Raw genomic sequence first — 11745 nt, 5'->3', positions numbered from 1 at the left:
GACCGATTCGTTTTCCGCTGGTCAATCAGTGTATTGACATATCGAATAATCTCGATATTCTCGCGGCATGGACCTGATCGAAGTATTCAAAGCACTCTCAAACCCGGTACGGCTTGAAATCCTGAAAGGCTTGAAAGACCCCGTAAAGAACTTCCCCCCGCAGGACGAGGGCGACGTTCACACGGTGGGCGTGTGTGTGAGCAGTATTCAAGAGGGCATCGGACTCTCGCAGTCAACGGTGTCCGGTTATCTTGCAACGCTGCAGCGAGTGGGCCTGGTTGAAGTCAGGCGCATCGGTCAGTGGACCTACTACAAGCGCAATGAAGCCAACATCAGCGCTTTGGCCGAGGTCATAGGGAAAGAGCTGTAAAAAAATTTACCGCATGATATCGAGATATCTCGATATCCCTTATTGTCGATACGAGGATTCACCATGAAAGCGATGCTGCTTGAATCATTTGGCAACCCGGAATCATTCGAACTCTGCGATGTACCCAAACCCGTGCCGGAAGCGGGGCAAGTGCTGGTCCGGGTACACGCCACCTCGATCAATCCATTGGATTATCAAGTCCGACGCGGCGACTATCCCGACCTGGTGCAACTGCCTGTCATCACCGGACATGACGTCTCCGGCGTAGTCGAAGCGGTCGGCCCCGGCGTGACGGCTTTCGCCCCCGGAGACGAAGTCTGGTACACGCCGCAAATCTTCGACGGCCCCGGCAGCTATGCCGAGTATCACGTGGCGTCCGCCAGCATCATCGGCAAAAAGCCTTCCTCGCTGAGCCATCTCGAAGCGGCCAGCCTGAGCCTGGTCGGCGGGACGGCGTGGGAAGCCCTGATCGTGCGGGCAGCGCTCAGAGTCGGGGAGAGCATTCTGATCCACGGCGGCGCGGGAGGTGTCGGACATGTCGCCATCCAGCTCGCCAAGGCGATGGGCGCCAAAGTGTTCACCACCGCGCGCGAGGCAAACGCCGAGTTCGTCCGCCGCATGGGCGCCGATGTGATCATCGACTACGAAAAGGACGACTACGTCGACGCCATCCTGCGAGAAACCGATGGCCTCGGAGTGGACGTGGTGTTCGACACTATCGGCGGCGACACCCTGACGCGCAGCCCTGACGCCCTCGCACAGCTTGGCCGCGTAGTCTCGATCGTCGACATCGCCCGGCCACAAAACCTCGTTCAGGCCTGGGGCAAGAACGCGAGCTATCACTTCGTTTTCACCCGGCAGAACCGTGGCAAGCTTGATGAATTGAGTGCGCTGGTGGAGCGCGGTCAACTGCGGCCACATGTTGGCGCGGTGTATTCGCTTGCGGAGATTTCGCAGGCCCATGCTCGGTTGGAAAGTCCCAATAACGGTCTTCAAGGGAAAATCGCGATTGCGGTTGAGCCGTCGCTTCGGGCAGGTTCTGTGGGGGATGCGTCATGATTTATGAGATCGCTTTGTTGCCTGTTCACGCAGAACGTGTTGATGAGTTCCGGCGTGCATTTGCCGAGGTTGCGCCTTTGCTTCGCCGCGCGAATGGGTATGGCGGGCACATGCTTGCGCAGGGGATTGAAACGCCGGAGCGGTTCAACTTGATCGTGCGATGGGAATCGCTTGAGGCTCATACGGATTTTGAGGCGGGTGAGGATCACAGGGTCTTTATGCTGGAGCTGGAGGGGTATTTTTCGGAAGAGCCGCAGGTTTATCACATTGAGGGGGCGGCGTTTACTGCTGGCGAAGGTGATGGGGCTCTTTGGCCCTGAAACTGAATCAGGCTTTTGTGACGAGGGGGCCGGACTGGGTGACAGTCCGGCTTTTGTCTGGAGTTAAACGCGGTGCGCATTGGTTGTTTAAACCAGTCCTACAGTCACACCCGGATGCCCACAGCGCCTTGCGCCGTCCCCTACACCTAAGACAGAATCCGCCGGCTTGTGCGTCTGGACCTCCGACCGTAACTTGCTTCCCGTCACTGCCCATCAGTGATCGGGTCTGCAAGCCCGCCGGAAAAACCAGTCGCACAGCCTGCCAAAAGGACGCTCGTTCGCGTCCGCCCAATGGCGGCTTTGTGCGGGAGACCCTCGGGTCTGCCGGGTGCCTGGTTTCCCGGTCTTGCAGACCCGCACATGGCTGCCACCCATCATCTGCAAGTGATGCTGGTAGCTCCTATTGAAAATCAGGAGTTTCACCATGATCAAACCGACACCGAATCCCCCGGAAACCGATCCGGTTTCACCCTACAAATTCCCCGACTCCCGAACCCTGAACGAGGCAGCCGAACGCGCGCTCGACCATTACCTCACTCCGCAGCAACGGGTCATGGGGAGTCACCACAAACACGATCCGATGTACCTGGCCAATCCGGCGTATGACACCGAATCACTGCTCGCCAATGCCAGCGAATCCCTAGGCTCGGCCAGCGAAATGCTCAACAACTTTGCGGCCACGCTGGAGCCCTCTCATCGTAAGACTGCGATAGGGATTGCGCAGATTGTGATGCTCGGGGAATTGGCGGTGAATCAGGCGTTGGATAACGTCGAACTGAAAACTTAAGGCTGTACTTCAGTAAGAAGGGAGCAGATTCGTTACCTGAATCTGCTCCCTTTTTTGTTCGTTGAGCTCAGCCTTTGGCGTTTGCTCTCTTTTCCACCGTCACGATGCAAGCCTTGTAGAAATTGGAATGGAAATCGCTGATCGCTTTCTGCTGCAAGCTCTCGCTTGAGTACTGCGGAATCGCGTACGCCTCGTGGATCAACGACTTGAACACCTCACCCACGTACTCGTTCTGCTTACCTGCCGCTTCGGCCAATTCCAACACCGAAGCCATGGGCACGCCTTGCTGCCTGGTTTTCATGACCTGTTTGGCCGAGTTTTCTATTCGTTGGCACTCTTCGAGCTCTTCCTGCGGCACAGGAGAGGCAAGAGCGGAAAAACTGATGGCGAAGGTTACTGCTGTTGCCAGACATTGTTTGTGCACGAGGTGTCGTCCCTGATTTTGAGGCTGAACCTTATCATTCGTGGCTCGGCGCCACCAATGCAGGCAGGGAGAAAGAGCGCCAGGTGCTGGCACGCGGCCACGCCTTGCGCCCCCCGATTTCCGCTGTCACCCTTCGGCCCGTTCTTCAAGGATCAGAAGAAGGAATCAAGGATTGAGTGGCTACATTCCCAACCCGCCTAAAAACTATCGCAACAAAGGAACCGACCCCGTCGATATTCATGCCCAGCGTTGGGCTGAGTATGAGAAACACGGGAAGGAACCGGCATCGGCTCGTGAAAAAATCGGCATTGCCCTGCGGATCGGAGTGTTCTTCGATGGGACGGGGAATAATGCCAATAACGCTGCTGCCGGGCTTCTGTGTGGTGCTCATCATCCGATTGCGGCTCAAGATATTGATGCGAGTTGCAAGCCGTATATGAGTGATCCGGATAGTAGTTATGGCAATGATGTCAGCAATATCAAAAAGCTGAGTGAGCTGTATGACGCGGTTCCTGTGGCGCAAGGGAGACGAGCCTCCCGCGTTGTCTACGTCGAGGGGATCGGCACGCGATCTGGCGAAAAAGACAGCACACTCGGTGCTGGTACCGGGCGCGGGGAAACAGGTGTTGCAGGGCGAGTCGAATCTGCGTTTCCCATGATCCAACAAGCAATCAATCGAGTCCTGGAAGATAACCCGGACAGTGAAATCACCTCACTGACGTTCGATACGTTTGGTTTCAGTCGTGGCGCCGCAGCCGCACGGCATTTCGCCAACGAAATTGTTCGCACCAGTCGCGGCCCTCTTGGTCATGTATTGCGAAATCTACCGAGAGCATTCAGTCCTAGATTCAATGACCAGTATAAAAGCGACATCAATATGGGGTTTATCGGCTTATTCGATACAGTGCCCTCGATTGCTGGTTGGTCGAATTTGGGAAACATCAAAAGTCCAATTGCGACGGGTATTAAGCTTTACCTTGATCGTCGTTTTTTCAGTGATGTCGCTCAGTTGGTTGCTCGTGATGAATGCAGAGCCAACTTCGCACTCAGTCGCGTCAAACCTGATCATCTGGAGATTATTCTGCCTGGAGTGCATTCCGACATAGGCGGGGGGTATCTGGAGGAAGCGGAGGAGTGTGTTCTTGTTAGCCCAATGCAAACACTGATCGTGCCATTGAACACCGACGTCGTGACTACCTCGATCTACAGCGATGCGGTTAATGTTAGAAACCAATGGTTATCCAAGGGATGGCCTGCAGACATGCTTGAGATTGTGACTCCAGAAGCGCTTCTGGTGCCGAATAGTCCGCAAGATCGGCTGAGTCCAAGCGCAAAACGTGTTTACGCAGCTGTACAGCTCAAGCGTCCGGTGAGTGGCATGCTATCCAGGGTTTACCTGAGAGTGATGCATCATCTGGCAAAAGAGAAAGGCGCTCGATTCAACGATATTCCTGACACTCCGGATTTGACCGTCCCCGCAGAACTTAAAGCTTTGTGTGATCGGTTCGTTGCGGGTGACTACAGCACCACGCCTGAAGAGGAGCAGCTGCTGAAACTCAAGTACATTCATATGTCCGCAAACTGGAACCATCCACTCGGCCGCAGAGATGGCAGCGGACTAAATGCGGTATACATCAACGCCCCGACCGCCGATGCCATCCGCGTGCTACACCCACACGTACCTGATTGGACGCTTTGGTAATGAGAGTTTTTGTAACCCTGTTTTGTGCTTTGTTCATGACTGGCTGTCAGTCTGCGGACCCGCTGTCTGCAAAAAACGACCCTAAGTCCGAGTCGTGGGAACTCGCATTTACTGAGCCTTACTACATGAAAGTGTGGGTGGAGGACAGTGCTGTCGAAGATATAAACGGCAAGCTGTTCAAGCGTACGGGAGGAGGTACGGCTGCTGGCGGGGAGCCTGAAGACGGTAAAGAATCTGCACGAGGCTGGCACGCATTGGGAGCTGCTGCAAAGCCAGTGATTGGTGCCGATCTCCCCAAACGCATTTACGTGCGTTGGCAATCGATTGTCGAACCTCAGACCTACAGTGTTTGGTTGGATGTGCCCGAAGAGGCCAGACAGTTAATGAGGGCGTCGGTCAATCAGCGTTGTTCGGAAACGCCGAAGGAGCAAGCGAGTTATTCCGCTTCTATCTACCTGGGGCTGGCTCCCGGTGGGGTTGTACAAGTCTGGGTCAGGGACTCGTGTCACCATCCGGTGAAAGTGGCGAAAGCCAAAGCAGAAATCGAACCGCTAGGTCCGAGTCAGGGTAAGAACCAAGGGCGTTACGCTTATCCGGTCAGTGAAAAATCGCAACGCTACATCGAGAAATTTGGCATTCCGTATGGTAGTTGGTAATTCTTGGAAGGCGGGGGTGAGTCGGAAAATGTAGGACGGGTCTTTTGATAAATAGATGCGTCCCCATTTTTTGCTTTGAAGATAATAAAAGCTACTCGCTTTGATGACGTCGACCACGACCTCGGGTATGAGTATCGTGGTTATAACTACGAAATACAGAGCGAAGAGGATACGTTTCTGATCAGAATTTACGATGACGAACCCGGACAGGCAACGGTGGTACGTCCGGCTTCGCTGTCCAAAAACAAGAGACTCAGAAAGCTTGTCGAACTCTTACAGTCCGAGTTGGGAGTGTCCAGGGTCTCACTTTACAAGGGGGATATGGGGTGTTACGCCGAGATCAATCTTGATAGTTTGACATTCCTTCCAACCTGAAGCCTGCCGCGAGAAAGTGCCACGCGTGTTTACAGGATCTGGGCCAAAAGCAGTCCGAAAGTAAATCTATCCCCATTCCTCCCTGACTCATTGAACAAGCTGCCGGATCCCCAAAGACAAAATCAATCCACCGCAAAATTGATCAATAGCTTTTTTCCTCCTTCGATACGCCGAAGCGATATCAGGTTGCGAAAGAGCGATTGCGACCATTCCATACCAGGTCATTGAAACCACCACTACGACCGCCAGCATCGACAAAAACGTGCTTGTTGACACGTGGGCGGGGGCTGCCGCTGAGAAAATAGCGGCGTAGAAGGCCATGGATTTTGGGTTGCCGATGTTCGTGATGACTCCCTGAATGAACGACTGCCGAAAGTTTCCGACGGCAGCGTCATTATTGGGGGCAAGCGCGGTCTTTCCGGCATTTAGCAGCAGGCGCAGTCCAAACCACATCAGATAGGCGGCCCCCAGAACTTTTACGATCAGCGCCGCCCAAGGAAACGCAGCAAATACAACGCCGATACCTGCTATTGCACAGGTGGCCCAGAGTAAGTTGACCAATACAATGCCTGCCACCAAGGCCAAGGCTTCTGGCCGCGATGCAGCTACCGCTTTGTGGACTACCGCAACGAAATTTGGTCCTGGAATAACGACACCGGCCAGGTAAACCAAAAAGACTGTCAAAACGGCGGGACCATCGATCATATGCATTCCTTTGCGAATCTTTTGGCTGGTGAGTTCATCATTCGGTTCAAGGCCCAACAGACCTGCTATTTTCGGTTTTCATCTGATGAGCAGACTATTTTTGACGCCTCTCAAGTGATGATGTCAACGGCGGCACTCCCCAACCGCTCCCCATTTACCACCACATGCACCGCATGCACCCCCGCATAATGCTTCCGCGTAGTGAAATCCTTAATCACTTGCCGCCGCGCAACAACCTCACTCCCAAACCCCGCCAACACCAACGTCTTCAACTTGAAAACCTTGGCCGACGTCCCGCCATTCGCCTTCACATAGTCAATCGCATAATCAATCACCAACCGCTGCTCCACCGGCACCAACGATCGCACCGTAAACGACAAGGTAATCGTATCCCCAAGCCGCACAACCGCCGGTTCCACCTTCACATCCAGCAACTCAACCTCAGCCTTCGCCCCCGCACCGATCACAGTGAGCTCCCGCAAATCCCCCTGTTTGATCAAACTCCGCAACGCATGTTTGGCTATCCACGCCGTGTGTTTGTTCTCCAGCGACCATCCTTCAACCGTATCCAGCACCCACTCCGGATGCTCTTTCGTCACGTCGTTCAAATGGTTCGCCACGGACTTGCGCACGTACAAGCTCTCATCCGCCTTCAACCGGTCAAGAATCCCGGCAGCCAACAGCGGATCAGCCTGCACCGGTTCCAGTCGAAATGACCACGGCAGGCGAGGGCGGCTGCCTTCGCTGGCCAGTCTTCGGACGTGGTGGTTTTCGTCTCGGGTCCAGTCGTGCATCAGTTCCAGCGAGCGTTCCAGGTCGCTGCGCAGGAAGTGGCGGATGGCGAATTCGGAGGAGCCGAAGGTGGTGAAGTACTTCAGGGCGTCCATCGATGTATCGAACGCGTGCGCGCCGTAGCTCGCCACGTAGTGCGGCAGGCACATGCTGACGAAGCCGCTGTTCAGGCGTGGGGCAAGTTCGCGTAGTACGGCGAGGGAATCTTCGTAATCCAGCGGTAGCACGTGGTGCAGGCTTTCGCTGACACGGGCCATGCGTTGCATGACGGAGAGATCGGCGAGGCCGTTATGGGCGTGTTTAAGAAATGCTTTGGCCTTGAACGCCAGGTACACGGCGCTCATTTCTGTGGCGATATGTTGCAGGCGTTCGGCGTTGAAGATTTCTTTGAGGGCCGGGGCGGCGGTTTCGGTTGCGCTCATGGTCAGGTCATCGGGGTGCTGATGAACGCTTGGGTGCTTTCGGCGTACGCGGTGTATTGGGCGATGCGCGGGAAGCGATCCGCGTCGATCTGGTCGGGGACGACGAGGCCGGTGAAGCTCCAGGCGACGGCGAGGGTGATGCCGTCCTGTTGGAGGGGGCCGTCGGTGGGCAATGGGTGTTTTTCGAGTTCGTGTTCGAGGGCGGTGAAGGCGGCGGCGAGTTGGCCTTCGACGCGTTCGACCCACGGCTGGTATTGAATGTCGGCCGGGCGCAGGTTGCGTTCGTAGTAGAGCTGCACGGCTTTTTCGCAGGCGGCGAGGCCGAGGCCGATCAGGCGCAGGGCTTTGACCCGTTGCGGCAGATCTGCGGGTAGCAGGGTTTTGCCGGACAGGGCTTCGAGATAGTCGAGGATCAGGGTCGAGTCGATCAGCACTTCGCCGTCATCGAGCACCAGGGTCGGCGCCTTGACCACCGGATTGATCTGCTGGAAGCGCTCGAAGTGGCGGAACACCGAGACCGGATCGTGTTCGAATTCGATCCCCAGGCATTTGGCGGAGATCGCCACGCGGCGCACGTAAGGGGAGTCCAGCATGCCGATCAGTTTCATGACGCGTTCCTTCAAGTCGAACCGGGGAGGGCATAACGTAGCTGAGGTTGGGGGATTTTGTCAGTCTTTGGAAGGGCTGGTGTTGCCGTCAACGACCGTAACGAATTGCGACAAAGCGCCGCTCGTCCGACGTTTGTCTTCTATATACAGCCGCTCGACTGAATTTCTTGCTATAAACGCACTCCGATGAGCGCTGTGAAGCCTGTGTCAGAGCAGTTTCCGGGCCTTGTCGGACAAATTCCCGGTATTTACAGTTGCTGAGGCCTCAAACGGGCCTTAGACTGCCGCCCCTTCGTAAATTGAGTGCCGGGTGGCGTTTGCAATAAACGATGCCTTTCCGATGACCGCAGGCGGTTCGCCGGAACGCTCCCTAATTCGCCTTAATGCACGTTTTTTTATAGAGATATCAATGACAAAGGACAAGTTGCTGGCCATGCCGGCAGATGACTACATGAATGCCGAGCAACACGCTTTTTTCAGCGAGCTGTTGCAGAACATGAAAGTCGAAACCCATGAGCGCATTGAGCAGAACCGTATTGCCATCGAAAGCCTGGACACCCCGGCTGACCCGGCGGACGCCGCATCGGTGGAAGAAGAGCGCACCTGGCTGGTAAACGCGATCGATCGCGACCAGCGCATGCTGCCGCAACTCGAGCAGGCCCTTGAGCGTATCAAGGAAGACAGCTTTGGCTGGTGCGACGACAGCGGCGAGCCGATCGGCCTGAAACGCCTGCTGATCAGCCCGACCACCAAGTACTGCATCGAAGCTCAAGAGCGTCACGAGCAGATCGACAAGCACCAGCGTCAGGCCTGATTTCTGAGGCGACCCCTTCAATGCGGGTCGTCGCGAAAAGATCGCAGCCTTTTGCAGCTCCTAAGGGAACTGCAAAAGGCTGCGATCTTTGCTTTTTCTCGTCTGCCGGAAAGTCCCCGCACCATTCCATTGACCTGCCACAGACCCACGACTAACGGACCATGGATAATGGCGTTGTAGTGGCGTTTAATGCAGCCACAACAATGAGAACAAGCGTGGGGTAACAAAATGACGAGAGATGGATCTCTGGTTGCGGCTCTGCCTGCACCAGTTGTTTTGCCGAAGAATCGCTGGCTGACGCCGACCCTGCAAAGCATCGCCCTGATGCTGTTGCTGGCCGGGATGAGCCTGGGCGAATGGCCGTTGTACGTCGGCATGCCGCTGGCGGTACTGATTATCTGGCTGCCGCGCCTGCGTTCCCGGGCGGTCCGCGATGCGCAACCGGTCGACAGCAATAGCGCGATGTCCGAGTTGACTCGCGACCTTTCCTACACCACCAGTCATAACGCGCTGTCAGCCGCCGGCGTGGCGTTTTCCGTCAAGGAGCTGGCCGGCAAGCTGCAATCGCAACTCGACGCCGCCGCGCAGATCGTCAACAACGCTGAAGTCATGATCGCCACTGAGCAGGCTACTTCGCAGCTCAGCCGTGAGGCATTGGGCGCTGCCAGCGAAGCCCATCACAGCAGCGCAGCGGGGCGCACCGAACTGGTGGATTCGATCTCGCGCATGCATCAGCTCAGCCAGCGCGCCAATGCCAGCCGCGAACTGATCGAAGCCTTGAGTCAGCGCAGTGATGACATTCAGCGCGTGACACTGGTGATTCAGTCTATCGCCAGCCAGACCAATCTCCTGGCATTGAACGCCGCGATTGAAGCGGCCCGGGCCGGCGAGCACGGTCGTGGTTTTGCAGTGGTGGCGGATGAAGTGCGCGGTCTGGCTGCCCGAACCGCGACAGCCACCGGCGAAGTGGGCGAGATGGTCGCCGACATCCAGCAACGCACGGCGCAGGTGGTGGAGCAGATTCGCCAGCTCTCCGACGATTTGCACACGGGCGTCGAGCAGGTCGAACACACCGGTCAGCACCTGGAAAACATCGCGCGACTGGCTGCCGGCGTAGAAACCCAAGTCGGCGAAATCGCCCGAGGCGCGGAAACCAATCGCGAACAGCTCGACAGCCTGTTCACCGCCATCGAGCAGATGCGCAGCGATCTGGCGATCAGCGACCAACAGACCCGGCGCCTGGCCGAGGCCGCGGTGCAGATGGAAGGGCAGGCGGAAACCATCAGCGAACGTCTGGCCGAAGTCGGGCTGGATGACTATCACCAGCGCATCTACGACCTCGCCCGTGAAGGGGCCAGCCAGATTGCCGCGCGGTTCGAGGCTGATGTCGAGCAAGGGCGCATCAGCATTGAAGATCTGTTTGACCGCCAGTACCAGCCGATTCCCGATACACAACCCGCGAAGTTCCAGACCCGTTTCGACCGCTACACCGATCAGGTGCTGCCCGCGATTCAGGAACCTTTGCTGCCGCGCCACGAAGGCCTGGTGTTCGCCATCGCCTGTACGCAGCAGGGTTATGTGCCGACCCATAATCAGGCGTTCAGTCAACCGCTGACCGGGGATGCGCAGGTCGATACCGTCAACAATCGCACCAAACGCAAATTCGCCGATCGCACCGGCATCCGCTGCGGCAGCCATCAGCAACCGGTGCTGTTGCAGACCTACACCCGCGATACCGGCGAGCTGATGCACGACCTGTCGGTGCCGATCATGGTCAAGGGCCGGCATTGGGGCGGGTTGCGTCTGGGCTACAAACCGGAGAATCCGCGCTGAAGTATTGTTGCCGGAACTGCAATTAAGCTGTGCAGCGGCGTCGCTGTTTCCTCCTGATCCAAATCATTAATATGCCTACATAGTTAGGTTGCTAATGAAGTTGGGAGGTCAGCATGCAATGCAGAGTCGATGTCGCGGTGATGATCGGCAGCGGCGTACCCGCCGGGCTGCGCGCGATGGGACAAAGTGTCTGCTGGGTGGTGCTGCTCAATGGTGAACGCCGCGGCACCGCTTTCGCGAGTCGTAATGAAGCGGAAGAGTGCAGGGCCGCGTGGCTTGAGCAGTTGAGCGCTAAAACCGGTGACAGCCTGCACTGATTGAAATCATTTGCCTCGGTGCAGGCGCACGTTCAGTTCATCGACCATCACCGCTTCTTCGCCATCGGCACGCAGCCACTCCTTGAGTAACTGCGCCTGCTGCGGACTCCAGAAGTTGGCGTCGATCAGTTTGGTATCGGCTTCCAGCGGATGGGCTTCGATGAAGTCGTCGATCGCCGTTTCCTCCGACGGCAGCCCTAATTGATCGAAAAGGGTTGTCAGGTTGTAGGCAGGCAGTTCCATGGTGTGCTCCTTGAAGGATGGCGGGGTCGATCACTCTCTGTATCTGAGGTGCTCGCTGGCCAGGAGTTCGATTCGCGATTCCAGAGAACGGGCAAGGGCGCAGGCGGCGTTGTGATTCTCGCGGAAACCTCTGACAAGCCCCGTCGACTTTTCCCTGATATGGAAAAAGCCGTTGCCTGCCGGGATTACCTGAAACAACGGTTCCCGTCCGCAAGGCTCCATTGCAGGAACAGTCTCGAATGCTGAAGTGTTCAAGGCAAAGGCAGGTTCGTGAGTCACGGCAAAATGCGTCATAGTGCACATATGAAGTCCTTTTCA

15 protein-coding genes are annotated in these 11745 nt (G+C 56.5%); 9 read left to right on the top strand and 6 right to left on the bottom strand.

Annotation, left to right across the window (positions count from 1 at the left end):
* Positions 1–67 precede the first annotated feature (67 nt).
* The 4 genes from AC1Q9F_RS05170 to AC1Q9F_RS05155 all read left to right on the top strand — a co-directional run bounded on the left by AC1Q9F_RS05170 (position 68) and on the right by AC1Q9F_RS05155 (position 2536).
* Entirely contained in the window at positions 68–370 is a 303-nt protein-coding gene (locus tag AC1Q9F_RS05170) for an ArsR/SmtB family transcription factor (RefSeq protein ID WP_007950555.1), read from the top strand.
* A 63-nt stretch (positions 371–433) separates the two neighbouring features.
* Complete coding sequence (locus AC1Q9F_RS05165; RefSeq protein WP_492618761.1) at positions 434–1429, top strand: zinc-dependent alcohol dehydrogenase family protein; 996 nt, start codon at positions 434–436, stop codon at positions 1427–1429.
* Positions 1426–1749, top strand: coding sequence for an antibiotic biosynthesis monooxygenase family protein (locus AC1Q9F_RS05160; protein ID WP_492618762.1), 324 nt, complete (start codon positions 1426–1428; stop codon positions 1747–1749). The genes AC1Q9F_RS05165 and AC1Q9F_RS05160 overlap by 4 nt, the downstream gene beginning before the upstream one ends.
* 424 nt (positions 1750–2173) lie before the next feature.
* Positions 2174–2536, top strand: a complete 363-nt coding sequence (locus AC1Q9F_RS05155) for a DUF6124 family protein (RefSeq protein WP_492618763.1) — start codon at positions 2174–2176, stop codon at positions 2534–2536.
* A 67-nt stretch (positions 2537–2603) separates the two neighbouring features.
* Here AC1Q9F_RS05155 and AC1Q9F_RS05150 read toward each other — a convergent pair whose 3' ends face one another.
* The gene (locus AC1Q9F_RS05150; RefSeq protein ID WP_492618764.1) at positions 2604–2960 is read right to left on the bottom strand and encodes a hypothetical protein; all 357 of its coding nucleotides are present in this window, start codon (positions 2958–2960) and stop codon (positions 2604–2606) included.
* Positions 2961–3132: 172 nt separating this feature from the next.
* Here AC1Q9F_RS05150 and AC1Q9F_RS05145 point away from each other — a divergent pair, with 172 nt between their 5' ends.
* A complete protein-coding gene (locus AC1Q9F_RS05145) occupies positions 3133–4662 on the top strand; it encodes a phospholipase effector Tle1 domain-containing protein (RefSeq protein WP_492618765.1) in 1530 nt (509 codons plus the stop codon).
* The gene (locus AC1Q9F_RS05140) at positions 4662–5318 is read left to right on the top strand and encodes a DUF2931 family protein (RefSeq protein ID WP_492618766.1); all 657 of its coding nucleotides are present in this window, start codon (positions 4662–4664) and stop codon (positions 5316–5318) included. Before AC1Q9F_RS05145 ends, AC1Q9F_RS05140 begins: the two co-directional genes overlap by 1 nt.
* 462 nt (positions 5319–5780) lie before the next feature.
* On the opposite strand, the gene AC1Q9F_RS05135 is transcribed toward AC1Q9F_RS05140, so the two are convergent.
* The 3 genes from AC1Q9F_RS05135 to AC1Q9F_RS05125 form a co-directional block, all read right to left on the bottom strand.
* Positions 5781–6398: a LysE family translocator gene (locus tag AC1Q9F_RS05135; RefSeq protein WP_492618767.1), complete on the bottom strand. Its 618-nt coding sequence runs from the start codon at positions 6396–6398 to the stop codon at positions 5781–5783.
* Positions 6399–6508: 110 nt separating this feature from the next.
* A complete protein-coding gene (locus tag AC1Q9F_RS05130) occupies positions 6509–7612 on the bottom strand; it encodes a DNA alkylation repair protein (protein ID WP_492618768.1) in 1104 nt (367 codons plus the stop codon).
* A gap of 2 nt (positions 7613–7614) precedes the next feature.
* Positions 7615–8220, bottom strand: a complete 606-nt coding sequence (locus AC1Q9F_RS05125) for a glutathione S-transferase (RefSeq protein WP_492618769.1) — start codon at positions 8218–8220, stop codon at positions 7615–7617.
* Between the two features lie 409 nt (positions 8221–8629).
* Here AC1Q9F_RS05125 and AC1Q9F_RS05120 point away from each other — a divergent pair, with 409 nt between their 5' ends.
* The 3 genes from AC1Q9F_RS05120 (at position 8630) to AC1Q9F_RS05110 (ending at position 11184) form a co-directional block, all read left to right on the top strand.
* Positions 8630–9034 (top strand): TraR/DksA family transcriptional regulator, encoded by a 405-nt coding sequence (locus tag AC1Q9F_RS05120; RefSeq protein WP_007935965.1) that lies wholly within the window; start codon positions 8630–8632, stop codon positions 9032–9034.
* A 228-nt stretch (positions 9035–9262) separates the two neighbouring features.
* The gene (locus tag AC1Q9F_RS05115) at positions 9263–10867 is read left to right on the top strand and encodes a methyl-accepting chemotaxis protein (protein ID WP_492634777.1); all 1605 of its coding nucleotides are present in this window, start codon (positions 9263–9265) and stop codon (positions 10865–10867) included.
* A 113-nt stretch (positions 10868–10980) separates the two neighbouring features.
* Positions 10981–11184 (top strand): hypothetical protein, encoded by a 204-nt coding sequence (locus tag AC1Q9F_RS05110; protein ID WP_492618770.1) that lies wholly within the window; start codon positions 10981–10983, stop codon positions 11182–11184.
* Positions 11185–11190: 6 nt separating this feature from the next.
* Here AC1Q9F_RS05110 and AC1Q9F_RS05105 read toward each other — a convergent pair whose 3' ends face one another.
* Positions 11191–11427, bottom strand: coding sequence for a DUF2789 family protein (locus AC1Q9F_RS05105; protein ID WP_207983078.1), 237 nt, complete (start codon positions 11425–11427; stop codon positions 11191–11193).
* A gap of 30 nt (positions 11428–11457) precedes the next feature.
* Positions 11458–11730: a hypothetical protein gene (locus AC1Q9F_RS05100; protein WP_492618771.1), complete on the bottom strand. Its 273-nt coding sequence runs from the start codon at positions 11728–11730 to the stop codon at positions 11458–11460.
* Positions 11731–11745 lie beyond the last annotated feature (15 nt).

It is taken from the genome of Pseudomonas sp. GW823-FHT04A03, assembly GCF_058796615.1.
Note: the sequence above shows the minus strand (reverse complement) of the source record. Positions and strands in the feature narration are given on the sequence as shown.

What these genes read in the sequence shown, in the direction of transcription:
- AC1Q9F_RS05155 (WP_492618763.1), top strand. Translation starts at nt 2,174, where the DNA reads ATGATCAAACCGACACCGAATCCCCCGGAAACCGATCCGGTTTCACCC.
- AC1Q9F_RS05105 (WP_207983078.1), bottom strand. Translation starts at nt 11,427, where the DNA reads ATGGAACTGCCTGCCTACAACCTGACAACCCTTTTCGATCAATTAGGG.
- AC1Q9F_RS05110 (WP_492618770.1), top strand. Translation starts at nt 10,981, where the DNA reads ATGCAATGCAGAGTCGATGTCGCGGTGATGATCGGCAGCGGCGTACCC.
- AC1Q9F_RS05140 (WP_492618766.1), top strand. Translation starts at nt 4,662, where the DNA reads ATGAGAGTTTTTGTAACCCTGTTTTGTGCTTTGTTCATGACTGGCTGT.
- AC1Q9F_RS05170 (WP_007950555.1), top strand. Translation starts at nt 68, where the DNA reads ATGGACCTGATCGAAGTATTCAAAGCACTCTCAAACCCGGTACGGCTT.
- AC1Q9F_RS05125 (WP_492618769.1), bottom strand. Translation starts at nt 8,220, where the DNA reads ATGAAACTGATCGGCATGCTGGACTCCCCTTACGTGCGCCGCGTGGCG.
- AC1Q9F_RS05100 (WP_492618771.1), bottom strand. Translation starts at nt 11,730, where the DNA reads ATGTGCACTATGACGCATTTTGCCGTGACTCACGAACCTGCCTTTGCC.
- AC1Q9F_RS05120 (WP_007935965.1), top strand. Translation starts at nt 8,630, where the DNA reads ATGACAAAGGACAAGTTGCTGGCCATGCCGGCAGATGACTACATGAAT.
- AC1Q9F_RS05165 (WP_492618761.1), top strand. Translation starts at nt 434, where the DNA reads ATGAAAGCGATGCTGCTTGAATCATTTGGCAACCCGGAATCATTCGAA.
- AC1Q9F_RS05135 (WP_492618767.1), bottom strand. Translation starts at nt 6,398, where the DNA reads ATGATCGATGGTCCCGCCGTTTTGACAGTCTTTTTGGTTTACCTGGCC.
- AC1Q9F_RS05130 (WP_492618768.1), bottom strand. Translation starts at nt 7,612, where the DNA reads ATGAGCGCAACCGAAACCGCCGCCCCGGCCCTCAAAGAAATCTTCAAC.
- AC1Q9F_RS05115 (WP_492634777.1), top strand. Translation starts at nt 9,263, where the DNA reads ATGACGAGAGATGGATCTCTGGTTGCGGCTCTGCCTGCACCAGTTGTT.
- AC1Q9F_RS05160 (WP_492618762.1), top strand. Translation starts at nt 1,426, where the DNA reads ATGATTTATGAGATCGCTTTGTTGCCTGTTCACGCAGAACGTGTTGAT.